We start from the raw sequence: 24,059 nt of genomic DNA on the forward strand, positions 1-24,059 counted from the left end.
CCTGGCCGCGGCCGGGGCGCTCGCCGCCGGGTGCTCGAACACCCCGTCGCCGGCCCCGCGCCGCCGCCGACCGGGGCGCCCTCCCCGTCACCGACGCCGACGCCCGCCCCCGCCGTGCCCGCGCCGGCCGGTCCGCCGCGGGTCATGGTCGTCGGGCACCGCGGCGCCTCCGGGTACCGCCCCGAGCACACGCTCGCCGCCTACGAGCTCGCGATCCGGATGGGCGCCGACGCCGTCGACGTCGATCTCGTCCCCACCCGCGACGGGGCGCTCGTCGCGCGCCACGAGCCCGAGATCGGCGGGACCACCGACGTCGCCGAGCGCCCCGAGTTCGCCTCGCGCCGCACCACCAAGCAGATCGACGGGACCACCTACACCGGCTGGTTCACCACCGACTTCACGCTCGCCGAGATCCGCACGCTCCGCGCGAAGGAGCGCATCCCGCAGACGCGCCCGCACAACACGCTCTACGACGGCCGGTTCCCGGTGGTGACGTTCGACGAGGTCCTCGACCTGCTCGACGGTCTCGCCGCCGAGCTGCGCCGCCCCGTCGGCGTGCTGCCCGAGGTCAAGCACTCCACCTACTTCGCGAGCCTCGGACTGCCGGTGGAGCCCGGGCTGGTCGAGACCCTGCGCCGGCGGGGCCGCGACGGCGCGGACTCCGGGGTGATCATCCAGTCCTTCGAGACCGCCAACCTCCGCGCGCTCAGGACACAGGTCGCCTGCCCGCTCCTGCAGCTCGTCGACGCCGCCGGCACCAGGCCCGCCGACCTCGTGGCCGCGGGCGATCCGCGCACCTCGGAGGCCCTGGTGACCCCGCAGGGCCTGCGGGAGGTCGCCGGCTACGCCACCTGGCTCGGCCCGACCAAGGAACTGATCATCCCGCTCGGGCCGGACGATGCCGCGGGCGCACCGACCACCCTGGTCCGCGACGCGCACGCGGCGAACCTGCGGGTCATCCCCTACACGTTCCGCAACGAGAACGAGTTCCTGCCCGCGGGGCTCCGGCGGGGCGGACCAGCCGCGCCCGCGGACACCTACGGCGACGCGTTCGGCGAGTACCGGCAGTACGTCGCGCTGGGAGTCGACGCCGTGTTCAGCGACGACCCCGACACCGCGTTGGCAGCGGTCACGCCTACCTGACTCCGCGCCGGCGGATCGAGCACGTGGCGCGACTTACGGCGCGAGACGCCGGTCGATGTAGCACCAGCGCCACGTCTCGTTCGGCTCGTGCGAGCGCATGACGGCGTGGCCGGTGTCCTCGTGGTGCTTCGAGGCGTGCCGGTACGGGCTGGAGTCGCAGCAGGCGACGTGCCCGCAGTCGAGGCACTTCCGCAGGTGCGCCCACGCCGTGTAGCCCTCGGCCCGGCAGTCCGGGCAGATCAGCGTCTCGCCCTCGCTCGCCACGGCGCTCGGAGCCGGGTCCGTGGCGATGCCCTCGGGACCGATGGTCAACAGGTGTTCGCAGGCTCCCACCCGGACGAGTCTACTGGCCGACGTCCCTCGTGACCGTTTCGTCACGCCCCGGACCGACGCCGATCGCCGAGACCGGCGCTCCGGAGAGCTGCTCGATCCGCTCGACGTAGTCGCGCGCCTTGGCCGGCAGGTCGGCGAAGGAGCGGCAGGCCGAGATGTCCTCGAACCAGCCCGGCATCGTCTCGTACACCGGCACCGCGGTGGCGACGTCGGCCTGGGTCATCGGCATCTCGTCGACCCGCTGCCCGTCGACCTCGTAGCCCACGCAGATCGGCACGTTCTCCAGGCCGGAGAGCACGTCGAGCTTCGTGAGGAACAGGTCGGTGATCCCGTTGACCCGCACGGCGTACCGGGCGATCACGGCGTCGAACCAGCCGCAGCGCCGGCTGCGGCCGGTGGTCACGCCGAACTCCCCGCCGGTCTTGCGCAGGTACTCGCCGTCGGCGTCGAAGAGCTCGGTCGGGAACGGGCCGGAGCCGACCCGGGTCGTGTAGGCCTTGAGGATCCCGATCACTCGGCTGATGCGCGTCGGCCCGATCCCCGAGCCCGCTGCGGCACCGCCGGCCGTCGGGCTCGACGACGTCACGAACGGATAGGTCCCGTGGTCGACGTCGAGCAGCGTGCCCTGCGAGCCCTCGAGCAGCACGGTCTCGCCGCGCTCGAGGGCCTGGTGCAGCGCGAGGCGGGTGTCAGCGATGCGGTGGGCGAAGCCCTCGGCGTGGCCGAGCACGGTGTCGGCGACCTCGTCGACGTCCAGCGCACGCCGGTTGTAGATCTTGACGAGGATCTGGTTCTTGAGCTCGAGCGCCGCCTCGACCTTCTCGCGCAGCAGCTTCTCGTCGAGCAGGTCCTGCATCCGCACGCCGACGCGCGCGACCTTGTCCTGGTAGGCCGGGCCGATGCCGCGTCCCGTGGTGCCGATCCGGGACTTGCCCAGGAAGCGTTCGGTGACCTTATCGATCGCCACGTGGTACGGCATGATCACGTGCGCGTCCGCGGAGATCAGCAGCTTGCCGGTGTCGACGCCCTTGCCCTCGAGCTCGGCGAGCTCCTCGAGCAGGACGCCGGGGTCGACCACGACGCCGTTGCCGATCACGTTGGTGACACCCGGCGTCAGGATCCCCGACGGGATGAGGTGCAGCGCGAAGTTCTTGCCGTCGGGGAGGACGACGGTGTGCCCCGCGTTGTTGCCACCCTGGTAACGCACGACCCACTGGACCTGCTCACCGAGGATGTCGGTGGCCTTGCCCTTGCCCTCGTCACCCCACTGGGCACCGATGAGGACGATGGCCGGCATGTCAAACTCCCTGGCGTCGACTCCGTTGGTCGCACGGGAGTGCGGGCCGCCCCGTGCAGCGGAAGGGTAGTCCACGCGTGTGCAGCGGCTCGTCCTCACGGGGCCCCTGGTGCGCGTGATGACCTGCGGGGACTCCGCCCGGGCACGCTGGGTGCCCTGGCTGGCCGCGCACGACACCCCGCGACACGACCTCCCCGACCTCCCGGCACGCGCCGACGTCGACCCGGTGCTCGCCGACGTCCCAGCCGGCGGACGCCTCGCGGTGGCCGGTGACGACGCGGCCCTCGCCGCCGTCCTCGTGCGCCTGCTGCGCCGCGAGCGCCTGGACGTCGCCGTCGCCCTGCTCCCCGCGCCCGGCTCCGCCGCGGCCGCCGCCTGGGGCGTCCCGACCGACCCGTCCGCCGCGGTCGCCCTGGCCCGCGACGGTGTCGCCCACCCGTCGCCGCTGGTCCGCGACGACCACGGCGGCCTCGTCGCCGGACGCCACGCGACCGGACCGTTCCACGGCGAGGTCTACTGCGACGAGCACCTCGTCGCGCGCGGCGACGCCGAGAGCCTGGTCGTCGTCCCGGACCCCGGGGGCGGCGTGACCGTGACCGTCACCGGCCCGCGCCGCCTCGCCGGGCTGCGCGCGGGGCACGTCACGACGCTGTCGGGCCGTGCCGTGCAGCTCGGCTGCCGCCCGCCCGTGCCCGTGGTCCGCGACGGCGTCCCCGGTGACCGGCCCGTGGCGCGGCGCAGCTGGTACCGGCACACCCAGGACTGGCTGCTCGTCAGTCCTCGGGGGGCGTCAGCGGGACGGTGACGACGAGGACCTCGTCGAGCCCCTCGGACGCGTGCTCGACCCGGCGCCGCTCCGCGTCCACCGCCGCGGCCTCGCGGTCGAACGGGCCGAACGCGTCGGTCTCGCCGGTGACCGGATCGGCCACCAGCACGACCCAGGCCACGGGATCCGGTTCCGCGTGCCCGGGCTCGGCCGGTCCCGGGCCGCCGGTGCGCGACACGTCGACCACGCCGCGAAACTACCCCCGGGCGCGATGGAGCCTGCGGGGACACGGCGCACCGGGTGACCGGCGAGGATCCCCCGACCCAGGGGTAGCCCGCCGATCGATCGACCGGCCGACTCCTCAGCGCGACCGGCCAACGACCGTCCGTGCACACTCATGCCGATCACGCATGGGTCCGGGGGGTCCGGGTACACAGCCTCCATGCTGGCGGTGGTCATCCTCGTTCCGATCGCGATCATGGTTCTGGCCTGTGTGCTCGAGCGTTTCGAGGCCCGCGCCGTGCCCACCGCCCGAGCCCCCCGCACCTCGCGCGCCGGCCTCCGTGCCCCGGCCACCACCCCGGCCACCACCCCCGCGCCGCCCCTGCAGCTGGTGCCCGGCGCGGCCGAGGACGACGATCGGGACGTGCTGCCCGAGCCGGCGACGACCCCCGCGACCCCCCTGCGCCGCGCCTCCTGAGCAGCCCCGCCCGAGTCCCAGCGGCTCAGCCTTCGTCGAAGCCCGGACGCATCCGCGCCGTCGCCGCCACCGCGTCGTCCCGCTCCATGCCGGTCGCCCCCAGCAGATCCACGAGCATCGAGCGCAGCTGCGCCAGGACCACCTCCGCCGAGTAGCCCCCGCCCTGCGACGGCACGAGCGCGGCCGTGTCGAGGAGGTCGCTGCGGGCGCCGTCGGTCGACTCGCCGGTGGTCAGCTCCTCGCGCAGCACCGCGACGGCCTCGGCGAGCCGGCGCATCACCAGCACGAGATCGGGATCGGGCTCCTCGCCGTCGAGGATCGAGGCGTGCGCGCGCCGCGCGAGCACCCGGGCGTTGCGCAGCGCCAGGTCCACCGGCCGGATCGCCGTGCGCAGGCGCGCCAGCTCCCCGCGGTGCCGGCGACGGAGCGGGGCGATGGTCGTGATCTCGAAGCCGGCGTCGACGGCGTCGACCAGCGTGTCGACCCGCTTCTGCGTGGCCCGCGCCCGCTCGAGGACCGCCGCGGCGGCGTCGCCGTCACCCGCCTCGAGGGCGTCGGCGGTGCCGACGAGCACCGCCTCGAGCTCCTCCAGCAGCTCGGTCAGGCCCCGCCGCGCGCGCGTCAGGGGGTGGGACGGCAGCGTCGCCGCCATCGCCAGCCCGATCGCGGCCCCGATGAGCGTGTCGATCCAGCGGGAGAACGCCGCCGTGGTGCCCGGCGGCTGCAGGGTCGCCACCAGCACGGCCGACACCGCGGCCTGGTTGAGCAGCAGAGCGCCGACGTCGAAGAGCAGCGCCGCCAGCAGCGCGAGGCCCACGACGACACTGATCTGCCACCAGCCGGGGCCGATGAGCGCGACGATGAGGTCGCCGACGGCCACGCCGACGCTGACCCCGACGGCGAGCTCCACCGAACGCCGCAGCCGGTTGGTGACCCCGACCCCCAGGACGAGGACGCAGGCGATCGGCGCGAAGAACGGCACCGGGTGGCCGACCAGGTCGCGCGCGACGAGGTAGGCGAGCCCGGCCGCGAGCGCGCACTGCAGCACCGGCAGCCCGGAGTCCCGCAGCCGCCGCACCCGCGTGCCGGCGACCCGGCGCAGACGGTCGACGGCGGAGACGGCGGCCACGGCGCGACTCCGGGACGTCAGTCCGCGAGGCCGAGCAGCTCGACCGCCGAGGGGTCGCAGTCGGCGACGAGCTGCACGCAGCGCTCGACCTCGTCGATCTCGCCGATCGCCTTCGCGGCCCGCGCCAGCGCCGCGACGGCGCGCAGGAAGCCCTGGTTGGGCTCGTGGTCCCACGGGACGGGGCCGAAGCCCTTCCAGCCGTTGCGACGGAGCTGGTCGAGGCCGCGGTGGTAGCCGGTGCGGGCGAAGGCGTAGGCCGTCACGGGCTCACCGGCCGCCTCGGCGCGCTCGGCGAGCGCCGCCCAGCCCGCGCTGTAGGTCGGGTGGTCGGCGACGACGGCCGCCGGGTCCTCGCCCGCGGCGAGGCGCGAGGCGGGTTCCGGGGACTCGGGGAGGTAGGTGGGCTGCGGTCCGAGCAGGTTGTAGCCAAGAGGATTGTCGGAGTGCGCCGCGCCGGGCCCGGTCGGGATGGTCATGGACCCATCATCCGCCCGGGCCCACCGCGGTCAGCGGCCCAGGGTCTGCCCGGTGGAGCGCAGGTTCTCGCAGGCGGTGACGACGCGCGCGCCCATGCCCTTCTCGGCTTCCTTGAGGTAGCTGCGCGGGTCGTAGACCTTCTTGTTGCCGACCTCGCCGTCGATCTTCAGCACGCCGTCGTAGTTCGCGAGCATGTGCCCGGCGATCGGCCGGGTGAACGCGTACTGCGCGTCGGTGTCGACGTTCATCTTGATGACGCCGTAGTCGAGCGCCTCGTGGATCTCCTCGAGCAGCGAGCCGGACCCGCCGTGGAAGACCAGGTCGAACGGCTTGGAGCCCTCGGGAAGCCCGAGCTTGCGCGCCGCGACCTCCTGGCCCTCCTTGAGCACCGAGGGCTTGAGCTTCACGTTGCCTGGCTTGTAGACGCCGTGCACGTTGCCGAAGGTGGCCGCGAGCAGATAGCGGCCCTTCTCGCCGCCGCCGAGGGCGTCGACGGTGTGCTCGTAGTCGCCCGCCGCGGTGTAGAGCTTGTCGTTGATGTCGTTGGCGACGCCGTCCTCCTCGCCGCCGACGACGCCGATCTCCACCTCGAGGATGATCTTCGCCTTGACCGCCTCGGCCAGCAGCTCCTGGGCGATCTCGAGGTTCTCGTGCAGCTCCACCGCCGAGCCGTCCCACATGTGGGACTGGAACAGCGGGTTCTGCCCGGCGTTCACGCGGTCCTGGCTGATCGCGATCAGCGGACGGACGAAGGCGTCGAGCTTGTCCTTCGGGCAGTGGTCGGTGTGCAGCGCGACGTTGATCGAGTACTTCTCGGCGACGACGTGCGCGAACTCGGCCAGGGCGCTCGCGCCGGTGACCATGTCCTTCACCGACTGGCCCGACCCGAACTCCGCACCACCCGTCGAGAACTGGATGATCCCGTCGCTCTCGGCCTCGGCGAAGCCGCGCAGCGCCGCGTTGATCGTCTCCGAGGACGTGCAGTTGATGGCCGGGAAGGCGAAGGCATTGGCCTTCGCGCGGTCCAGCATCTCGTTGTAGACCTCGGGGGTCGCGATGGGCATCGTCGTGCCTCCCAGGAGTTCCTCGACGCGGTCGGTGCAGGGCGGCCGACCGGCGGACTGGCGCGCAGTATGACTCAGGCGACCGCTCCGGCGCTGGGTCTCCGGGGTGTGACCCGATCGTCGTCGGTGAGCGGGCCGGTGCACCCCGGTAGGCGTCCTGGGCCACGCGGGTGACACGGAGGGGGGTCGTCCCCCGGACCCTCGTCCCCACCGGAGGCACAGGTGGTGAAGGGCTATCGTCGGAGACGTGGGCCACCCCGGGGAGAGTGCCGTCGAGCGCACGCTGGGCAGCCTGAGGGCGATCGATGCGGTCGCCCCGTCGGATGCCTCGGTGCCCCATCCGTCGGCACCACCTGCGGCGCCGTACCGACCGGGCCCCCCGGCGCCGCACCCCGCCAGCGGGCCCGTCGCGACACAGAACGAGCAGGCCCCGCGCACGCTCGAGGATCTCTACCGCGAGCACCGGATGCGGTTCGTCCGCCTCGCCGTGCTGCTCGTCGACGACCCCGCGACCGCCGAGGACGTGGTCCAGGAGGCGTTCACCGGCCTGCACCGGCACTGGAGCCGGCTGCGCGACGAGCACGCGGCGCTGGGATACCTGCGCACCGCCGTCGTGAACGGCTCGCGCTCGGTGCTGCGGCGCCGGCGCACGGCCCGCGAGTACACCCCGCCCCACACGGCGGACGCACGGTCGGCGGAATCCCTGGCGATGCTCTCCACCGAGCACCAGGCCGTCGTGTCCGCCCTGGGCAAGCTGCCGCGCCGCCAGCGCGAGGTGCTGGTGCTGCGGTACTACGGGGGCCTGTCCGAGGCCGAGATCGCCGAGGCCACCGGCATCAGCAAGGGCACCGTGAAGTCGACGGCGAGCCGCGGCCTGGAGGCCATCGGCAAGCTCGTGGGAGACGGTTAGGCCCTCCGTTGGGCCGTTCGGGGCCCCTCGGGCGGGCCTGGGTCGCGTCGGGGGGCGCGACTACCATCGACCGGGATGGACGACGAGCGGCTGCTGTCGGAGGCCCTGCGCGCGCACGCCGCGGGCGGGGTCTCGTCCCCGGGCAGTGGCCCGGCCGCCCCGACCCCGGGTGCCCCCACCCCGTCGGACACCGCGTCCGGCTCGTCCCGCCTGCGTGACCGTTTCCGCCCGCTCGGCCGCCGCCGCGGCGCCCCCGATGCCCCCGACGCCGAGGACGTGACCGCTCTGTCCGCCCGCCCCTCCGCGACTCCCCCGTTCCCGGCCGCCACGCGGGGCGCACCCCGCCCGGAGCCCGCCCCGGGCCTCCTGCGCCGACGGGGCCTGCGCCGACGGGGCCCGCCCGTCCCTGGCCGCAGACCGGACCCCGCCCGACGTCCCGCCCCCGGTCCCGCCCACCGGTCCGATGGGCCGTCCCGGCGTCCCGCAGCAGCGGCCCGCTCCCGTCACGGCGGCCACGACGGTCACCCCGGCCGGCGCCGGACGCCCGGTCGCGGACCAGGGCGGCGCGACGGAGTGGACGCCCGCGCGGATCGCGTGGTGGTCGGCCGTCGCCCTGCTCGGCGGCGCCATCGCGGGAGCGCTCACGGCCGTCGGCACGCTCGCGCTGCCCGGCTGAGGGCAGAGCCCGGGACACGCCGCCGGGAGACCCGGAGACCCGCGACGAGGCGCGCCGCGTACCGTTTTGACACGTGTCCACCACTCTCGCCGCCGCGACGACCTCGGTGCAGGCCCTCGGACCGGAGTGGCTGGACCCGCAGTTCATCATCGAATGGCTGGGGCCGTGGGCCCTCGCGGGTGTGTGCCTGATCATCTTCGCGGAGTGCGGGCTGCTGGTCGGCTTCTTCCTCCCGGGCGACTCGCTGCTGTTCATCACCGGGCTCGCCGTGGTCACCGGCCTCATCGACACGCCGCTGTGGCTGGTCTGCATCCTGCTCGTCGTCGCCGCGTTCCTGGGTAACGTCTGCGGCTACTACATCGGACGCAAGGCCGGGCCGGCGATCTTCGACAAGCCGAACTCGCGGCTGTTCAAGCGCGAGAACGTCGACCGCACCCAGGCGTTCTTCGACAAGTACGGCAACCGCGCGATCGTGCTGGGCCGTTTCGTGCCCATCGTCCGCACGTTCATCACCGTCATGGCGGGCGTCGGGCGGATGGACGCCAAGCGGTTCTTCACGTTCTCCGCGATCGGCGGCGTCGCCTGGGCGGCCGGCGTCACCCTGCTCGGGGCGGCGCTCGGCCAGATCCAGTTCGTGCGGGACAACATCGAGCTGATGCTGATCCTGGTCGTGCTCGTCTCGGTGCTGCCGATCGCCTTCGAGGTGATCAAGGCCCGCCGGGAGAAGAAGCTCGGCGCCCAGGGCCTCGCCGAGGACGTCCTCGACGGCGCGAGCGAGGAGCCCACGCAGGTCATCGACACCCGGCGCACCGACCGTTAGAGCTCCGCGTGCGCGCGGACCCACGCGTGCATGGCGATCCCCGCCGCGACGCCGGCGTTGATCGAGCGCGTCGAGCCGAACTGGGCGATGGACAGCACGTGGTCGGCGCCCGCCGTCGCCTCCGGGGTCAGCCCCACGCCCTCCTGACCGAACAGCAGGATGCAGCGCCGCGGCAGCACGGCGGTCTCCAGCGGCGTCGCCCCCGGCCCGTTGTCGACGGCGACCACCGCCAGGTCGTCGGCCTGCGCCCAGGCGAGCAGCGCCGCGACGTCGGCGTGGTGGTGGACGTGCTGGTAGCGATCGGTGACCATCGCGCCGCGCCGGTTCCACCGGCGCCGGCCGACCACGTGCACCGCGGCCGCGGCGAACGCGTTGGCCGTGCGGACGATCGTGCCGATGTTCGCGTCGTGGTGGAGGTTCTCGATCGCGACGTGGAACGGGTGGCGGCGCCGGTCGAGGTCGGCGACGACGGCCTCGCGGCGCCAGTAGCGGTAGCGGTCGACGACGTTGCGCCGGTCGCCCCCGGCGAGCAGCTCCGGGTCGTAGCGGGGGTCGTCGGGCCACGCGGCGGGCCCGCCCGGCCACGGCCCCACGCCCACCGGATCGGGGCCCGTGCGCCACTCGGTGGGGCCGGGCTCGTCCGGGTCGTCGGGGGTGGTCACAGCCCCAGGTCGGCCAGCCCGAGCAGCGATCGGCAGGCCAGGCCGCGGGCCTCGACGGCCTCGGTGGCGCCGGTGCCCCGGTCGACGACGGTGACGACCCCGACCACCTCGGCGCCGGTCTCCACCAGCGCGTCGACGGCGGTGAGCACGCTGCCGCCGGTGGTCGAGGTGTCCTCGACGGCGAGCACCCGGCGGCCGACGACGTCGGGCCCCTCGATGCGCCGCTGCATCCCGTGGGTCTTCGCCGCCGAGCGCACGACGCACGCGTCGACGGGTGGGCCCGGGGCGTGCATCACGGCGAGGGCGACCGGGTCCGCACCCAGGGTGAGCCCCCCGGCGGCGTCGTAGGTCCAGTCGGCGGTCAGCTCGCGCACCAGGCGCCCGATCAGCGGGCCCGCCTCGTGGTGCAGCGTGGCCCGGCGCAGGTCGACGTAGTAGTCGGCCTCGCGGCCCGAGGACAGCGTCACCCGCCCGTGCACGACGGCGAGCTCGGTGACCAGCGCGGCGAGCCGGGCGCGGGCGTCGGGGTCGACGGCGGGGACGGTCATCCGCGCCCCGACGCCGAGCGGGCGGCCAGGGCCCGCAGCAGCGCGCGCGGCATCACCCGCGTCACGCCGACGATCGTCTTGTACACCGCGCCCGGCACCGACACCGCCTTCCCGGCCTCGAGGTCCGCCATGCCCTCGGCGACGACCTCGTCCGCGTCCATCCACAGCCACTCCGGGCCGGAGCGCTCCTGGCCCAGCCGGGCGTGGAACTCGGTGCGCGTGTAGCCGGGGCACAGGACCATCACCCGCACGCCGGTGTCGACCAGCGTCAGGGCGAGCGTGCGCGAGAGCGCCGTGACGTAGGACTTGCCGGCGCTGTACACCGAGCCGCGCCCGGGCAGGAACCCCGCGACGCTGGAGATGTTGACGATGTCCCCGCGCCCGCGGGCGACCATGCCGGGCAGGGCCGCGGCGGTCAGCTCGAGCACGGCGGCCATGTTGACCTCGTAGTTCGCGCGCAGCGCGGCCGGATCGGTGTCGACGAACTCGCCGGCGGTGGGGAACCCGGCGTTGTTCACCAGCAGGTCGATGGGGCGCTCCGTGGCCGCCACGCGCTCGGCGACCTTGGCGCGGCCGGCGACGGTCGCGAGGTCGGCGACGAGCACGTCGACGCGCACCGCCTGCGCGCGCAGCCGGTCGGCGACCTCCTCGAGGCGGATCGCGTCGCGGGCGACGAGCACGAGGTCGTGGCCCGCGGACGCGAGGTGCTCGGCGTACGTCGCCCCGATGCCGGAGCTGCCGCCGGTGACCAGCGCGATGCCGGCCGGGCGCGCGCCCGGGGCCCGCGCCGGCCCCGCAGCGCCTGGGGCAGGGAACCGCGCCGCAGCCCGGCGGCGACCCGTACCGCCGGGAACGGCACGAGCCGGGAGACGCCCACCAGGGCCCGCGGACCGACACCGGGCACGCAGAGCGCCCGGCCGGCGGCGTGGTCGGCGAGCGCGGCGGCGGCCACCGCGTCCGCGTCGGGCGGGGCGACGTGCAGGGGCATCGCGCCGGCGAGGCGCCACCGCTCCTTCTCGACGTGCGGCGGCGTCGGGCACACCGTGGTCAGGGCGAGCCCGTCGCGGGAGAACGTGTGGGCCAGCGCCTCGGTCAGCATCCCGATGTAGGCCTGCGCGGCGCCGTCCAGCCCCGCGGGGCCGGGCACCGGCAGGTATCCCGCCGGGCCGGTGACGGTGATCGCACCGCCGGGACCGGGGTGGCCACGGGAGATCATCCCGGGCAGCGCGGCCCGCAGGAGCGCCAGCACGGCGCCCGCGCTGCGGTCGAGCGCGGCCCGGACCTCGGCGACGTCGGCCTCGGGCAGCGCGCGGGTGCTCGGCGGGGTGGGGCCGACGACGAGCAGGTCGATCGGGCGGGTGCCGGTGAGGAGCCGGCGCACGACCAGGTCGAGGTCGAGCTCGTCGGCGAGGTCGCCGGGCAGGACCTCGGGGCGCGATCCGGACGGCCCGGACAGCTCGCCGGCGAGCGTCTCGAGGGCGTCGCGCTCCCCGCCCGCGAGCACGAGCTCGTCGCCCGCGGCGTGCAGGCGGCGGACGAAGGCACGCCCCAGGTCCGTGTCCGCACCGGTCACGAGGGTGCGGCGCGGGGTCGGTCCGCTCACCGCCCCGAGGACGAGCTGCTGCGGGCGCCGGGCCCGAACTCGTCGTCCTCGATGTCGTAGGGGATGTCCGCCGGGCGATCACGGTGGGTCGGGCGGGGCTGGGACTCGGGACGAGCCTCGGGCTCCGGCTCGGCGTCCACGGGCTCGGCGTCGACGGGACGGTCGTCGCCCGCCGCGTCGTAGGCCCCGAAGCCGCCGTCGGACCAGCCGTCGCCCCGGTCCGGATCCGCGCCGCCGCCCGCCGCGTCCTCGAGCGCCACCGACACCTCGACGAGGGCCTGCAGCAGGTTCTGGACGCGGTCGGGGTCGGCGCCGGGCTCGATGGTGGCGAGCACCCAGGTGTCCTCGGCCCAGAGCAGCGGGACGTCCTCGCCGACGAGGTCGGCCGCGCGGGCGACGTCGGGCGTCACCAGCGGTCGCGCCTGCGCCACCGAGGTGACGAAGGCGTAGCGCTCGCCGACCTGGCCCAGCGAGTCGAGGCCCGCGTCGTCGGGCAGCGGCGCCGACGGGAGCCGCAGCTCGATCGCGACCGGGAGCGTCGCCACGCCGCGGACGGCCGCGACGATCCCGGTGACCTGGCCCGCCTGCTCGTGGTCGAAGACGTGCGCCAGGCGGCGTCCGCCCGGCCCGGGCACCGCGCCGGTGGCGAGGTCGAGCGCGCGGCCGTGGCCGCCCTGGTGCACGGCGCCGTAGCGCCAGCGGCTCGGCAGGACGGGGTCGACGTCGACGAACTCCCAGCTCTTCGCCTCCGCCCACCGACGCCGGTCGCGTCGGTGCCCGCCGGTGCGGGAGCGGTCGGAGAGCAAGAGCAGCGCCCCGCCGCCCGCGGCCAACGCCGCGATGACGAACCAGACCCAGGCAGGCACGGCCCTGAGCCTACGACGCCCCCGTCCCCCCATCGTGCAGCACGTCACCGGCGCGCCGGAGGAGATGTGAACGATGGTCGTGGCCATCGCCCCGGATTCCGCCCACGTGGGAGCGCCGAAAGCGGTCGCGGCGCACGGATAGGGTCGATCGTCGTGAGTGCCACCCTGGTCGCGCGGGACCTCGCCGCCGCGCACGGCGCCCGGGTGCTGTTCACCGGCCTCGACCTCGTCGTCGCCCCCGGGGACGTCATCGGTCTCGTCGGCGTCAACGGCGCCGGGAAGTCGACCCTGCTACGCCTGCTGGCCGGTCTCGCGGCGCCCGACCAGGGCTCCGTCGCGGTGTCGCCGGCGACGGCCACCATCGGGCACCTGCCGCAGGAGACCGCCCGCGTGCCCGGCGAGACCGTGCGCGGCTTCGTCGGACGCCGCACCGGGGTCACGGCCGCGACGGCCACCCTCGAGTCCGCGACGACCGCGCTCTCCGAGGGCCTCCCGGGTGCCGACGACGCCTACGCCGTGGCCCTCGAGCGCTGGCTCGACCTCGGTGGCGCCGACCTCGAGGAGCGCACCGAGGAGGTCGCCGACGACCTGGGCCTCGCCACCGAGCTGCTCGACGCCGAGATGACCTCGCTGTCGGGGGGCCAGGCCGCGCGGGCCAACCTCGCCTCGCTGCTGCTCGCGCGCTTCGACGTCTTCCTGCTCGACGAGCCGACGAACGACCTCGACCTCGCGGGGCTCGACCGGCTCGAGCGCTGGGTGCGCGAGCTGCGGGCGGGCACCGTGCTGGTCAGCCACGACCGCGAGTTCCTCGCCCGCACCGTCACGTCGGTGCTGGAGCTCGACCTCGCCCAGCAGGAGGTCACGCTCTACGGCGGCGGCTACGAGGCCTACCTGACCGAGCGGGAGACGGCCCGGCGGCACGCGCGCGAGGCCTACGAGGAGTACGCGGAGAAGCGCGGCGAGCTGACCGCGCGGATGCAGACGCAGAAGCAGTGGGTGGAGAAGGGCGTGCGCAACGCCCGGAAGAAGGCCTCCGACCCGGACAAGCACGTCAAGCACTTCCGGGGCCAGACCTCGGAGAAGCAGGCCGCGAAGATCTCGCAGACCGAGCGGCGGATCGAGCGCATGGAGGTCGTCGAGGAGCCCCGCAAGGAGTGGGAGCTGCGGATGACGATCGCGGCGGCCCCGCGGTCGGGCACGGTCGTCGCCACCCTGGACGGCGCGGTGGTCCGTCGCGGGGACTTCACCCTCGGTCCCGTCTCCCTCCGGCTCGACTACGCCGACCGCGTCGCGATCACCGGGGCCAACGGGTCCGGCAAGTCGACGCTGCTCGCCGTCCTGCTCGGGCGCCTCGCCCCGGACGAGGGCCGGGCGGCGCTGGGCTCGGGGGTCGTCGTCGGCGAGGTCGACCAGGCGCGCGGCCTGCTGTCGGGCGGCACGTCCCTGCTCGACGTGTTCTCCCGCGAGCCCGAGCTCGACCGCTGGCCCACCGCGGAGATCCGCACCCTGCTCGCGAAGTTCGGCCTCGGTTCCGAGCACGTGCTCCGCGGCGCCGACACGCTCTCGCCCGGGGAGCGCACCCGGGCCGCCCTCGCGCTCCTGCAGGCCCGCGGGGTGAACCTGCTCGTGCTCGACGAGCCGACCAACCACCTCGACCTCACGGCGATCGAGCAGCTCGAGACCGCGCTCGCGTCCTTCGAGGGCACGCTGCTCCTGGTCTCCCACGACCGGCGCCTGCTCGCGGGCGTCGCCACCACCCGGGGCTGGCACCTCGACGGCGGGCACGTCGTCGAGGTCGACCGGCGTGGATGAGAGCACTCCCCTCCGGGCGTCACCGGCTCGCCTGACGCGGTTACTGGCTGGTATCGCTCGCTGAGCGAGCGATACCAGCCAGTAACCGTGGGATCAGGTCACTCGTCGTCGGCGTCGTCCCATCGGCGCGAACGGTCGATTGACGGACCCGGACACCAGTGCTTGCATTAATGCATTCATTGCAGAGTTGCAAGGACATGACGATGGACGAGCGGGACCGGCTCGCGACGAGCTTCGGGGACATGCGGCGCGCGATGATCCCCGCCTTCGTGCTGGACCTCCTCGCCACCGTCGACGGCGGGGACGAGCTCTCGATGACCCAGCTCGCCACCCTCTACGTCCTCGACGCCGGCGAGCCGGTGTCCCTCGGCGGGCTCGCGGACCGGATCGGGCGATCGGTGTCGGCGACCAGTCGCCTCGTCGACGCCCTGGTCCGGCGCGGTCTCGTCGAACGCCGGGAGCACCCGTCCGACCGTCGCGTCCGCCGGATCGCGCTCGCCGACGACGGCGACGCCCTGCTCCGCCGCCTCGAGCGCACCCGCGCCGAGGCCCAGCTCGAGGTCATGAACCGCCTCGACCCCGCGGACCGGGCCCTCGTGGCCCGCGCGATGACCCTGCTCGGCGACTCCGCTCGGCAGGGACGAGAGAAGAGAGACCCGGCATGACCGACGTACCGCTCGTCCTGCCCCTGGAGGCCGTCGACCCGACCGACCCCGACACCCTCGGCCGCGTCGGCGGCAAGGCCGCCAACCTCGGGGCCCTCGTCCGCGCCGGCTTCGCCGTGCCGGCCGGCGTCTGCCTCACGACCGCCGCCTACCGACAGGCGGTGGGATCGGCGCTGGACGCACTGCTCGCCGAGGGCACGGACGCGGCCGGCCTCGCCGGGAAGGCCCGCGCCGCGGTGCTCGCGGTGCCGATCCCCGACGAGGTCGCGGACGCCGTGCGGGCGACGTGCCCCGACGGGCCGGTCGCGGTCCGGTCGTCGGCGACGGCCGAGGACCTGCCGGGCGCGAGCTTCGCCGGTCAGCAGGACACGTTCCTGAACGTCGTCGGCGACGACGCGGTGCTCGACGCGGTCCGGCGCTGCTGGGCCTCGCTCTGGACCGACCGGGCCGTCGCCTATCGCGGCGCCCAGGGCATCGACCACGCCGCGGTCACGCTCGCCGTGGTGATCCAGTCGATGGTCGACGCGCGGTGGGCCGGCGTCCTGTTCACCGCGGATCCCGTGACGGGACGCCGCGGGCAGGCCGTGATCGACGCGGCGCCGGGGCTCGGCGAGTCGGTGGTCTCCGGCTCGGTCGATCCCGAGCACGTCGTCGTCGAGCCGGGCGGCGAGATCGTGTCCCGGCACGCGGGCGCCGGCGGGACCGTCGTCCGCGCCCTGCCCGGCGGGGGCACCGAGACCGTGGCGCACCCGAGCGGCGCGGGCTCGCTGGACGACGCCGACGTGCAGACGCTCGCCCGTCTCGGCCGCCGGGTCGAGGCGCTGTTCGGCGCGCCGCAGGACATCGAGTGGGCCCTGGACGGCGACGGCCGCGCGTGGTTGACCCAGTCGCGCCCGATCACGACCCTCTACCCGCTCGTGCCCGGGCGCCCGGGCCTGCGCCTGTTCCTCTCGGCCAACGTCGCGCAGGGCGTCTTCCGACCGTTCACCCCCGCCGGGCTGTCCGCGGCCCGGCATCTCGCCTCCGGCGTCGCCGGTCTGCTCGGTGTGCCGGTCGACGACCCCGAGCAGGGCCCGCCGATGCTGTCCGAGGCGGGCGAGCGCGTGTTCGTCGACCTCACCGACGTCCTGCGCAGCCGGCTGGGCCGGGCCGGGGCCGCCGGCGTGCTGGGAGTGATGGAGACCCGCTCGGCCGAGGTGATCGCCACCCAGCTCGACCGGCCCGAGCTCGCCGTCACCCGGCGCTCGCCCCTGCCGACCGTGCGTCGGGTCGGCCGGATCGCGCTCCGCTACCGCATCCCGCCGGCCGTCGTCGGCGCCTGGACGAACCCGGCCCGGGCGCGGGACCGGGCGTTCGACCTGGTCCGCACGGCCGGCGAGGCCCTGCCCGCGCGGCCGGAGGCGGGCCGGGTGGAACGTGTCGAGCGTGTGCGCTGGATGCTCACCGACCGTTTCGTCCGGGTGCCCCGCGGACCGCCGCGGCCCCGGCGGCCGGCTTCCTCGCCCTCGGCCTGGCCGCCCGCCTGCTCCGCGGTCGCGCCCGTCCCGGCGAGCTCGGCACCGTACTGCGCGGCCTGCCGCACAACGTCACCACGGAGATGGACCTCGCGCTCTGGGACCTCGCCGTCCGCCTGCGCGACGACCCCGCCACCGTCGCCGCTCTCACCGGGACCCCGCCCGCCGAGCTCGCCGGGCAGCGCAGCACCTGGCCCCCGGTGCTCGCCGAGGGGCTCGGCGCCTTCCTCGCCGCGCACGGCCGCCGCGCCGTCGCCGAGATCGACCTCGGCCTGCCGCGCTGGTCCGACGACCCCACCCACCTGCTCGGGGTGCTCGCCAACTACGTGCGTCTCGACGACGCCGGGCGCGCGCCGGACGTCGTGTTCGCCCGCAGCGCCGCGGAGGCCGAGGCGACGATCGACGCGTTGACCGTGCGCGCGGGCGGCCTGCGCGGGCGGGTGGTGGCCGCGGCCCTGCACCGGGCCCGTGACCTCGTCGGGCTACGCGAGCTGCCGAAGTACTGGCTGGTCACGGTGCTCGCGGCCGCCCGGAGCGAGCTGGCCGCGGTGGGCGCCGACCTGGCGTCCCGGGGCCGACTGGATACGGGCGACGACGTGTTCTTCCTGAGCCTCGACGAGGCCCGGGAGGACGTCGACCGCCGCTGCGTCGTGCGGGAGCGGCGCGCCACCTACGAGCGTGAACTGCGTCGCCGGCACGTGCCGCGCATCGTGCTCTCGGACGGCACCGAGCCCGAGGCCCTGGGCACCAAGGACGCCCCCGCCGACGGTGCGCTCACCGGCGTCCCGGCCTCGGCGGGGACCGTCACGGGCCGGGTCCGGGTGATCACCGACCCGCAGGGCGCCCGTCTCGAGCCGGGCGACGTGCTCGTGTGCCCGTCGACCGACCCCGGCTGGACGCCGCTCTTCCTCACCGCCGGCGGGCTGGTGATGGAGATGGGCGGCTCGAACTCCCACGGCGCGGTCGTCGCCCGGGAGTACGGGCTGCCCGCCGTCGTCGGCGTCCGCGACGCCGTGGCCCGCCTGACGGGAGTGGCGGAGGTGCGCGTGGACGGCACCAGCGGGCGCGTGGAGCCGCTGGTGGCGTCGTAGAAGTATCAGCGGCGTGGCGCCGCTGACGTTGGGTGTCCGAGTGAGGGGAGCACGCCGAGAGGGCCACGCAGTCGCGAGCGCTCAGACCACCAGTCGGTAGAACCGGAAGATGTCGTTCTCCAGGTCGTCGAGCACCTCGACGCCCGAGAACCCGGCGCCGCGGGCGTACTCCTCGAGCGTGCTCCGGCGCATCACCGTTCCGGTGCCCACCGAGTCGTCGGCGGAGAGGCCGTCGGGCAGGCAGCACATCAGCGAGAAGCCGTAGAACAGGCGCTCGACCTCGTCGCCGTCGGGAGCGAAGGCCTCCGCGACCTTCTCGTCCATGATCAGGACGGTGCCGCCCGGCGCCACGGCCCGGCGCATCGCGGCGAGCACGGACACCGGGTCGGGCATGTCGTGCACGCACTCGAACGCGCACACGAGGTCGTAGACGCCGGCCTCGGCGCTCGCCACCTCCGCGTGGTGGACGCGGACCCGGTCGTCGACGCCCTCCGCCCCGGCGTGACGCCGCGCGGCGGCGACCGACGCGGCGTCGACGTCGAAGCCGTCCACCCGGGCGGTCGGGTAGCCCCGCGCGATGCCGATGCTCGACCACCCCTCGCCGCAGCCGACGTCGGCCACCCGGCCGCCGGCGCGCAGCGCGGCGTCGACCTCGCCGAGGCGCGGCAGGTGGTCGCGGGCGAGGGCGTCCCGCAGGAGGGGGCGGTTCTGCGCCGCCTGACCCTCGCGGGCGTCGTCCCCGAGGGCCTCCCAGCTCACGCCGCCACCCGTTCGGTAGGCCTCGAGGAGGTCGTCGATGCGGCGCAGCGACGCGACGAGGATCCGCGCGAACGGCGTCAGCACCGTCTCGCTGTCGAGGTCGGCGAGCACCGGGACGTGCGCGGCGGGCATCGCGAAGCGGCGCTCGTCGGGCGCGGCCGCCGCGTCGTCGACGGTGAGCATCCCGCTCACCGCCTGGTACTCGAGCCACTCGCGGGCGTAGCGGGCGGCGGTGCCGGTCCGCGCGGCGAGCTCGGGCGCCGTGGCCGGGCCGTCCTCGGCGAGCGAGCGGAACCAGCCGAGCCGATCACCCACGTAGAGCGCGGTGGTCTGCTCCATACCGAGGATCCAGCCGAAGACGGTGTCGGCACAGGTCTCGGTGGTGTGCGCAGTGCTGTGGGTGGTGCTCTCGTCAGTGCTGGTCATGGCGTCGACAGTGACACCGGTCCCGGCTCCTCGTCACGCCTGCGGCAGGCGCACCGCGGTACCGCTGACGTCGACACCCGGCGGACAGCACGACCCCGGCCGGGTTGCCCCCGGCCGGGGTCGTGGTGAACGCCGCGCAGCGCCGGACCACGGTGGGCAGGCATGCCCGCGGTGTCCTACCCCCTGTCGTTCTACCCCTGACGCGGCGGCGGGATGACGTTGCCGGCGGGGACGATGTTCTGGTTGGTCCGGAACAGGTTGTCCGGGTCGTAGTGGCGCTTGATCCGGGTGAGCCGGTCGTAGTTCCCGCGGTACGACGCCCGGATCCGGTCCTCGCCCTCCTCCATCATGAAGTTGATGTAGGCGCCGCCGGCCGAGTACGGATGCAGGGCCTCCTGGTAGTCACGGGCCCAGCGGGTGAGCGCGGCCGCGTTCGCGGGGTCCGGGTCGACGCCGACGATGACGCCCGACCACCCCCCGTCGCGGTACGGGAACGCCGTCGCGTCCTCGGGCACCTGCGCGGCGGCGCCGTCGATCGGATACAGGTGCATGGTCGACTGACCGCTGGGCAGCACCTCGGCGAACCGACGGTGCACCTCGATCGCCTCGTCGGTGATCTCCCGGAAGACGTCGCCCTTCCAGTACCACTGCAGCCCCGGCGGGAAGAGCGGGTCGAACGCCGCCTGCAGGGCCGCGAACGGCATCGGCTGCAGGCCGACCATCAGCGGGGACCCGAAGGTGCGCACCGGTTCGAGCACCTCGTCCGCCCGGTCGCCCGGTCCGGTGTAGCACCAGACGATCCCGCAGACGGTCCGTCCCCAGAGCTCCTCGGGGAACGGCGGCGCCGGCGGGACGGCCATCACGCCGATCCAGCCACTGAGCTCCGTCGGCAGCGACGGCAGCAGCTCGCGGTACCAGCGCATGACCTCGCCGAGGTCGTCGAGCGAGTAGAACACCGGCCCCCCGATGATCGTCCCGGCGTCGCCCACCGGGTGGCAGCGGAACCTGAACGAGGTGACGACGCCGAAGTTGCCGCCGCCTCCGCGCAGGGCCCAGAACAGGTCCGGCTCACTGTCCTCGGACGCGGTGACGAACGATCCGTCGGCGAGCACGACGTCGGCGGAGAGCAGGTTGTCGACGGTCATCCCGTAGCGCCGCGTCAGGTAGCCGGTGCCCCCGCCGAGCGTCAGGCCGGCGACCCCGGTCGTCCCGACGATGCCCGACGGCGTCGCGAGCCCGAACGCGCTGGTGGCGTGGTCGACGTCGCCCCAGACGCAGCCGCCGTCCGCACGGACGGTGCGCTCCCCGGGATCGACGCGGGTGCTGCGCATCAGGGAGAGGTCGAGCACCAGCGCCTCGTCGGTGACGCCGAGGCCCGCCGCGTGGTGCCCGCCGCCGCGCACCGCCAGTGTGAGGCCGTTCTCGCGCGCGAAGTCCACGCCGGCGATCACGTCCGCGACGTCGCGGCACTGCGCGATCGCGGCCGGCCGCTTGTCGATCATGCCGTTGTAGACGGCACGCACGGCGTCGTAGTCGGGGTCGGCGGGCAGGACGATGCGACCGCGGAGGACGGCGGCGAGATCGGTCCAGGGAACGGTGGTGCGTGGGGCGGTGGTGGTCACGTGGGTCTCCGCGGGTCGGACGGTCGGCGAGGTACCGACGGTCCCCGGCCGGCGTTCGCGCAGCGTTCGCGCCGGGCCGTCGCGTCACCCGTGCGGCCGCGGGGCCTGCGAACGCTCCGTGAGCGCGGTCATGTCGATGGCCCGGAGGTCGGCGTGGCAGCGGTCCAGGAGGGCAGTGCTGCCGTGCTCGCGGGCCAGGTCCGCCGCGACCCGGAGGCGTCCGACGGCGCCCGGGCCGTCGTCGAGCGCCGCGCGCCGCCGCAGCACCTCCGGGAGCCACCACACGTCCTGGCGGGACCGGGCGTCGGCGACCGCCGCGTCGAGCACCGCCCGTGCCTCGTCCCGATGCCCCCGCCGCTGTGCGATGTCGGCGACCAGCGTGAGCCAGTACGGCATCCGGAAGAACGCCCCGGTGGCCCGCAGCCCGTCGATGCCGCGGTGCGCGGTCTCGGCGCCCTCGGCACCGCCCCGCGCCCAGCCGATGAGCAGGGGCGCCCACTCGCGGTAGTACGCGAAGCCGTAGCGCTCGCACAGCTCGGTCAGCTCGGCCACCGACGCCTCCAGGGCTGGGCGATCGTCGCGGAGCTGGTGGGTGACCGCGTCGTAGGCCAGCGCCACGGCGGTGCTGTAGGGGTGCTCGATGCGGCGTGCCAGCGCGACGGTCTCCGCGGCGGTCCAGCGGGCCCGGTCGTCGTCGCCGAGCAGCCAGTGGGCGTGGGCGGCCCACCCCGCGCCGTGCACGTCGAGGCGGGTGCCGACGCTGAGCGACACCGTGTTCGCCGCGTCGGCGACCACCGCGAAGTGGTGCAGCGCCCGCCGGGGCCGCCCGAGGGCGAACGCCGATCCGGCCGCCGCGAAGTGGGCGTGCGCGACGAGGGCAGGGGCGCCGTCGGCCATGGCGATGACCCGCGTCGCGATCGCCTCGGACTCGCCGACGGCGCCCGCGACGAAGCGGGCGGTCCAGAGCCCCACCAGCGCGGACAGCTCGGCGTCCCGGTGCCCCATCCGGTGGGCGAGCGCCACCGACGCCTCCAGCGTCTCCCGCACGACCGGTGACGCGTACCCGTGGCGCGCGTTGAGCGGAGCGGTCAGCACCTCGCGGAGGGCGAGCTCCTCCTCGTCGCGGCGCCGGCCCGCGGGCAGGGCCCGGACCAGGAGCAGCGCCTCCCGGAGCAGCCGGATCGCCTCGCCGTGGGCGAAGCGCGAGGCGGCGACGTGGGCGGCGCGCCGGTACGCCGACACCGCCTGCTCCGGGCGCCCGCTCCGGGCGTGGTGGCGTGCCAACCGCGCCGACACGGCGTCGAGGTCGTCGGCGTGCAGCTCCTCGAGGGCACGCGCCAGGTGGCGGTGCAGCAGCCAGCGGGTGGGCGGGCTGGCCAGCGCGTCGGCCGCCTCGCGCAGGAGGTCGTGCGAGAAGTCGTAGCCGCTCGCCGTCTCGCGGACGATGCGGCGGCGCCAGAGCTCGTCGAGCGCCCGGACCACGGCCTCCGCGTCCAGGTCGCTGGCCTCGACGAGCAGGGCGAGGGTGAACTCGCGCCCGACGGCGGCGGCGAGGACGGCGATGTCGCGGGCGGTGGGGCTCACCTCCTCCAGGCGGGCGCGCAGCATCGCGGCGAGGTCCCCCCGCGTCGCGCCCGCCGTATCGCCGAGTCCGCTCACGGCCTCCACGACGTGCAGCGGGAGCCCGCCCGTGACGGCGTGCAGGGCCTCGGGATCGTCGGGGGGTCGTCCGTTGACCGCCGTGGCCAGCCGGGCGGTGCCGGCGGCGTCGAGCGGGTCCAGCGCGAGCTCCGACGCGACGCCGGTGGCCCGCATCCGCGGGAACCACCCGTCGACCGCCCCCGGTTCGTCGCGGGCGGTGCCGACGATCAGCAGCGGCGCGTCGCCGGCCCGCCCGAGGAGGTGGGCGAGGAACGAGAGGGTCTCCTGGTCGCCCCACTGCAGGTTGTCCAGCACGAGGAGCAGGGGTCGCCCGACCTGCAGGAACGCCTGCGCGAGCCCCTCGGAGAACCGGTGGCGCCGCCACGCGTCGGCCATGGCGCGCGCGCCGTCGACGAGGCCCGGGTCCGCCCGCCCTGCGCGGGGGACGAGCCGCTCCACCTCGAGACGCCAGACGGGGTCGAGGGCCCCGGCGGCGGCGTGCACCGCCGGCACCCGGAGCCAGTCCGCGACCGGGGCGAGCGCCAGCCGGTCCGAGGTGCCGTAGCAGCCCGACTCCGCGACGACGCCGTCCCGCTCGCGGACGAGGGTGGCGAGCTCGGCGACCAGCCGGGTCTTGCCCACCCCCGCCTCGCCCCGGACGAGGACGAGCCCCGGCTCACCGGCGACGGCGCGACGCCAGGCCCGGGTCAGGACGGCGAGCTCCGCCTCCCGGCCGACGAGCACGGGCGTGCCGCCGACCCGGGACTCGATCGGGGTCGTCCCGTCGCCGTCGGGGAGGTGGTCACGACGGCGAGCGCCCGTCGCGTGTCGGCGTGCGGGGCGACGCCGAGCTCGCGGCCGAGCACCGACGCGCAGCGCTCGTACGTGCTCACCGCACCGGCGCGGTCGCCCTGGGCGAGCTGCAGCTCCATGAGCGCCCGGTGCCCGGCCTCCTCCAGCGGCCGCAGCCGCACCCGGCGGCGCGCGACGTCGACCGCCGCCGTCAGGTCGCCGGTGCGCGCCAGCGCCTCGGACAGCAGTGCGCACAGCCGCGCGCAGCGGTTCTCGCGGTCCTCACGCACCTCGCGTGCCCACTCGTCGTCGACGCCGGGCAGGAACGCGCCGCGGTACTGCGCGAGCGCGGCGGCCGCGTGGCGCACCACCGCGGCGGTGTCGTCCCGGGTCGCCGCGTCGAGGGCGTCCCCGGCCTCACGGTCGAAGACGCGCAGGTCGACGGCGACCTCGGCCACGTCCTGCCAGGCGAGACCGGCGGTGTCGGCCCGGACGACCGGGGCGTGCTCGAGGGTGTGACGCAGGTGGTGCAGCTCGCGGCGCAGGTTGGTCAGCGCCTGGGCGTCGCCGGAGTCGGGCCAGAAGAGGGCGGCGAGACGCGGACGGGGGACGACGGTACCGGCGTGCGCCACGAGGTGGGCGGCCAGCGCGATCCCCCGCGACGAGCGCGACCGCGGACCGCCCTCCTCGTCGGCGATCACCTGTTGCCCGAGCACCGCGACGTGGAGCATCGGAGGCCTCCC

At 75.3% G+C, this 24,059-nt stretch carries 24 protein-coding genes and 1 pseudogene; 10 read left to right on the top strand and 15 right to left on the bottom strand.

Annotated features, from left to right (window positions below; all coding sequences use genetic code 11):
• Nucleotides 1-30: 30 nt before the first annotated feature.
• On the top strand, nucleotides 31-1,143 hold the full coding sequence (locus ACQPYN_RS30500) for a glycerophosphodiester phosphodiesterase (protein ID WP_433030879.1): 1,113 nt from the start codon (nucleotides 31-33) through the stop codon (nucleotides 1,141-1,143).
• A gap of 33 nt (nucleotides 1,144-1,176) precedes the next feature.
• Here the strand turns inward: ACQPYN_RS30500 and ACQPYN_RS30505 are convergent, their stop codons facing one another.
• The gene (locus tag ACQPYN_RS30505; RefSeq protein ID WP_433030882.1) at nucleotides 1,177-1,476 is read right to left on the bottom strand and encodes a UBP-type zinc finger domain-containing protein; all 300 of its coding nucleotides are present in this window, start codon (nucleotides 1,474-1,476) and stop codon (nucleotides 1,177-1,179) included.
• 10 nt (nucleotides 1,477-1,486) lie between these two features.
• Nucleotides 1,487-2,773, bottom strand: coding sequence for an adenylosuccinate synthase (locus ACQPYN_RS30510; RefSeq protein WP_433030885.1), 1,287 nt, complete (start codon nucleotides 2,771-2,773; stop codon nucleotides 1,487-1,489).
• Between the two features lie 79 nt (nucleotides 2,774-2,852).
• Between ACQPYN_RS30510 and ACQPYN_RS30515 the strand changes: the two genes are divergently transcribed.
• Nucleotides 2,853-3,578: a hypothetical protein gene (locus ACQPYN_RS30515; protein WP_433030888.1), complete on the top strand. Its 726-nt coding sequence runs from the start codon at nucleotides 2,853-2,855 to the stop codon at nucleotides 3,576-3,578.
• Here the strand turns inward: ACQPYN_RS30515 and ACQPYN_RS30520 are convergent.
• A complete protein-coding gene (locus ACQPYN_RS30520) occupies nucleotides 3,547-3,786 on the bottom strand; it encodes a hypothetical protein (RefSeq protein WP_433030891.1) in 240 nt (79 codons plus the stop codon). The two genes, ACQPYN_RS30515 and ACQPYN_RS30520, sit on opposite strands and share 32 nt — an antisense overlap.
• Nucleotides 3,787-3,981: 195 nt before the next feature.
• On the opposite strand from ACQPYN_RS30520, the gene ACQPYN_RS30525 reads away from it, so the two are divergent.
• Complete coding sequence (locus tag ACQPYN_RS30525) at nucleotides 3,982-4,239, top strand: hypothetical protein (protein WP_433030894.1); 258 nt, start codon at nucleotides 3,982-3,984, stop codon at nucleotides 4,237-4,239.
• Nucleotides 4,240-4,264: 25 nt separating this feature from the next.
• Here ACQPYN_RS30525 and ACQPYN_RS30530 read toward each other — a convergent pair whose 3' ends face one another.
• From ACQPYN_RS30530 to fbaA, 3 genes are read right to left on the bottom strand one after another with little or no spacing between them, the layout of a single operon-like run.
• The gene (locus tag ACQPYN_RS30530; RefSeq protein WP_433030897.1) at nucleotides 4,265-5,368 is read right to left on the bottom strand and encodes an FUSC family protein; all 1,104 of its coding nucleotides are present in this window, start codon (nucleotides 5,366-5,368) and stop codon (nucleotides 4,265-4,267) included.
• 17 nt (nucleotides 5,369-5,385) lie between these two features.
• On the bottom strand, nucleotides 5,386-5,844 hold the full coding sequence (locus ACQPYN_RS30535; RefSeq protein ID WP_433030900.1) for a DUF3151 domain-containing protein: 459 nt from the start codon (nucleotides 5,842-5,844) through the stop codon (nucleotides 5,386-5,388).
• Nucleotides 5,845-5,874: 30 nt separating this feature from the next.
• Nucleotides 5,875-6,909 (bottom strand): class II fructose-bisphosphate aldolase, encoded by a 1,035-nt coding sequence (fbaA, locus tag ACQPYN_RS30540; RefSeq protein ID WP_433030903.1) that lies wholly within the window; start codon nucleotides 6,907-6,909, stop codon nucleotides 5,875-5,877.
• 247 nt (nucleotides 6,910-7,156) lie between these two features.
• Here fbaA and ACQPYN_RS30545 point away from each other — a divergent pair, with 247 nt between their 5' ends.
• From ACQPYN_RS30545 to ACQPYN_RS30555, 3 genes are all read left to right on the top strand, one after another.
• The gene (locus ACQPYN_RS30545) at nucleotides 7,157-7,819 is read left to right on the top strand and encodes a SigE family RNA polymerase sigma factor (protein ID WP_433030906.1); all 663 of its coding nucleotides are present in this window, start codon (nucleotides 7,157-7,159) and stop codon (nucleotides 7,817-7,819) included.
• A 463-nt stretch (nucleotides 7,820-8,282) separates the two neighbouring features.
• Nucleotides 8,283-8,495 carry a hypothetical protein gene (locus ACQPYN_RS30550; RefSeq protein ID WP_433030910.1) on the top strand — a complete coding sequence of 71 codons (213 nt, stop codon included), beginning with the start codon at nucleotides 8,283-8,285 and terminating at the stop codon, nucleotides 8,493-8,495.
• A gap of 73 nt (nucleotides 8,496-8,568) precedes the next feature.
• Nucleotides 8,569-9,315, top strand: a complete 747-nt coding sequence (locus ACQPYN_RS30555; RefSeq protein WP_433030913.1) for a DedA family protein — start codon at nucleotides 8,569-8,571, stop codon at nucleotides 9,313-9,315.
• Here the strand turns inward: ACQPYN_RS30555 and ACQPYN_RS30560 are convergent.
• From ACQPYN_RS30560 to ACQPYN_RS30580, 5 genes and pseudogenes are all read right to left on the bottom strand, one after another.
• Nucleotides 9,312-9,977 carry a TrmH family RNA methyltransferase gene (locus ACQPYN_RS30560; RefSeq protein WP_433030916.1) on the bottom strand — a complete coding sequence of 222 codons (666 nt, stop codon included), beginning with the start codon at nucleotides 9,975-9,977 and terminating at the stop codon, nucleotides 9,312-9,314. The two genes, ACQPYN_RS30555 and ACQPYN_RS30560, sit on opposite strands and share 4 nt — an antisense overlap.
• The gene (pyrE, locus tag ACQPYN_RS30565; protein WP_433030919.1) at nucleotides 9,974-10,525 is read right to left on the bottom strand and encodes an orotate phosphoribosyltransferase; all 552 of its coding nucleotides are present in this window, start codon (nucleotides 10,523-10,525) and stop codon (nucleotides 9,974-9,976) included. The genes ACQPYN_RS30560 and pyrE overlap by 4 nt, the downstream gene beginning before the upstream one ends.
• Nucleotides 10,522-11,565, bottom strand: coding sequence for an SDR family NAD(P)-dependent oxidoreductase (locus ACQPYN_RS30570; RefSeq protein ID WP_433030922.1), 1,044 nt, complete (start codon nucleotides 11,563-11,565; stop codon nucleotides 10,522-10,524). The genes pyrE and ACQPYN_RS30570 overlap by 4 nt, the downstream gene beginning before the upstream one ends.
• Nucleotides 11,565-12,128, bottom strand: a pseudogene (locus tag ACQPYN_RS30575) (SDR family NAD(P)-dependent oxidoreductase); the annotation flags it as partial. The pseudogene ACQPYN_RS30575 and the gene ACQPYN_RS30570, both read right to left, overlap by 1 nt.
• Entirely contained in the window at nucleotides 12,125-12,994 is an 870-nt protein-coding gene (locus ACQPYN_RS30580; RefSeq protein WP_433030925.1) for a hypothetical protein, read from the bottom strand. The gene ACQPYN_RS30580 and the pseudogene ACQPYN_RS30575, both read right to left, overlap by 4 nt.
• Before the next feature lie 153 nt (nucleotides 12,995-13,147).
• Between ACQPYN_RS30580 and abc-f the strand changes: the two genes are divergently transcribed.
• From abc-f to ACQPYN_RS30600, 4 genes are all read left to right on the top strand, one after another.
• A complete protein-coding gene (gene abc-f / locus ACQPYN_RS30585; RefSeq protein ID WP_433030928.1) occupies nucleotides 13,148-14,806 on the top strand; it encodes a ribosomal protection-like ABC-F family protein in 1,659 nt (552 codons plus the stop codon).
• A gap of 203 nt (nucleotides 14,807-15,009) precedes the next feature.
• Nucleotides 15,010-15,471 carry a MarR family winged helix-turn-helix transcriptional regulator gene (locus ACQPYN_RS30590; RefSeq protein ID WP_433030931.1) on the top strand — a complete coding sequence of 154 codons (462 nt, stop codon included), beginning with the start codon at nucleotides 15,010-15,012 and terminating at the stop codon, nucleotides 15,469-15,471.
• Nucleotides 15,468-17,396: a PEP/pyruvate-binding domain-containing protein gene (locus ACQPYN_RS30595; RefSeq protein ID WP_433030934.1), complete on the top strand. Its 1,929-nt coding sequence runs from the start codon at nucleotides 15,468-15,470 to the stop codon at nucleotides 17,394-17,396. Before ACQPYN_RS30590 ends, ACQPYN_RS30595 begins: the two co-directional genes overlap by 4 nt.
• Complete coding sequence (locus ACQPYN_RS30600) at nucleotides 17,297-18,076, top strand: PEP-utilizing enzyme (protein ID WP_433030937.1); 780 nt, start codon at nucleotides 17,297-17,299, stop codon at nucleotides 18,074-18,076. Before ACQPYN_RS30595 ends, ACQPYN_RS30600 begins: the two co-directional genes overlap by 100 nt.
• An 81-nt stretch (nucleotides 18,077-18,157) precedes the next feature.
• Here the strand turns inward: ACQPYN_RS30600 and ACQPYN_RS30605 are convergent, their stop codons facing one another.
• The 4 genes from ACQPYN_RS30605 to ACQPYN_RS30620 form a co-directional block, all read right to left on the bottom strand.
• Nucleotides 18,158-19,261, bottom strand: a complete 1,104-nt coding sequence (locus ACQPYN_RS30605; protein ID WP_433030940.1) for a class I SAM-dependent methyltransferase — start codon at nucleotides 19,259-19,261, stop codon at nucleotides 18,158-18,160.
• A 191-nt stretch (nucleotides 19,262-19,452) separates the two neighbouring features.
• Nucleotides 19,453-20,883, bottom strand: a complete 1,431-nt coding sequence (locus ACQPYN_RS30610; protein WP_433030943.1) for an FAD-binding oxidoreductase — start codon at nucleotides 20,881-20,883, stop codon at nucleotides 19,453-19,455.
• 84 nt (nucleotides 20,884-20,967) lie between these two features.
• The gene (locus ACQPYN_RS30615) at nucleotides 20,968-23,268 is read right to left on the bottom strand and encodes an ATP-binding protein (protein ID WP_433030946.1); all 2,301 of its coding nucleotides are present in this window, start codon (nucleotides 23,266-23,268) and stop codon (nucleotides 20,968-20,970) included.
• The gene (locus tag ACQPYN_RS30620; protein WP_433030949.1) at nucleotides 23,232-24,047 is read right to left on the bottom strand and encodes an AfsR/SARP family transcriptional regulator; all 816 of its coding nucleotides are present in this window, start codon (nucleotides 24,045-24,047) and stop codon (nucleotides 23,232-23,234) included. The genes ACQPYN_RS30615 and ACQPYN_RS30620 overlap by 37 nt, the downstream gene beginning before the upstream one ends.
• Nucleotides 24,048-24,059 lie beyond the last annotated feature (12 nt).

The organism is Actinomycetospora sp. CA-053990 (genome assembly GCF_050948445.1).
Taxonomy (GTDB): domain Bacteria; phylum Actinomycetota; class Actinomycetes; order Mycobacteriales; family Pseudonocardiaceae; genus Actinomycetospora; species Actinomycetospora callitridis.

Bases quoted from the DNA above. Each gene is read 5' to 3' on its own strand.
- ACQPYN_RS30510 (WP_433030885.1), bottom strand. From the start codon at position 2,773: ATGCCGGCCATCGTCCTCATCGGTGCCCAGTGGGGTGACGAGGGCAAG.
- ACQPYN_RS30525 (WP_433030894.1), top strand. From the start codon at position 3,982: ATGCTGGCGGTGGTCATCCTCGTTCCGATCGCGATCATGGTTCTGGCC.
- ACQPYN_RS30535 (WP_433030900.1), bottom strand. From the start codon at position 5,844: ATGACCATCCCGACCGGGCCCGGCGCGGCGCACTCCGACAATCCTCTT.
- fbaA (WP_433030903.1), bottom strand. From the start codon at position 6,909: ATGCCCATCGCGACCCCCGAGGTCTACAACGAGATGCTGGACCGCGCG.
- ACQPYN_RS30550 (WP_433030910.1), top strand. From the start codon at position 8,283: ATGGGCCGTCCCGGCGTCCCGCAGCAGCGGCCCGCTCCCGTCACGGCG.
- pyrE (WP_433030919.1), bottom strand. From the start codon at position 10,525: ATGACCGTCCCCGCCGTCGACCCCGACGCCCGCGCCCGGCTCGCCGCG.
- ACQPYN_RS30590 (WP_433030931.1), top strand. From the start codon at position 15,010: ATGGACGAGCGGGACCGGCTCGCGACGAGCTTCGGGGACATGCGGCGC.
- ACQPYN_RS30595 (WP_433030934.1), top strand. From the start codon at position 15,468: ATGACCGACGTACCGCTCGTCCTGCCCCTGGAGGCCGTCGACCCGACC.
- ACQPYN_RS30605 (WP_433030940.1), bottom strand. From the start codon at position 19,261: ATGACCAGCACTGACGAGAGCACCACCCACAGCACTGCGCACACCACC.
- ACQPYN_RS30620 (WP_433030949.1), bottom strand. From the start codon at position 24,047: ATGCTCCACGTCGCGGTGCTCGGGCAACAGGTGATCGCCGACGAGGAG.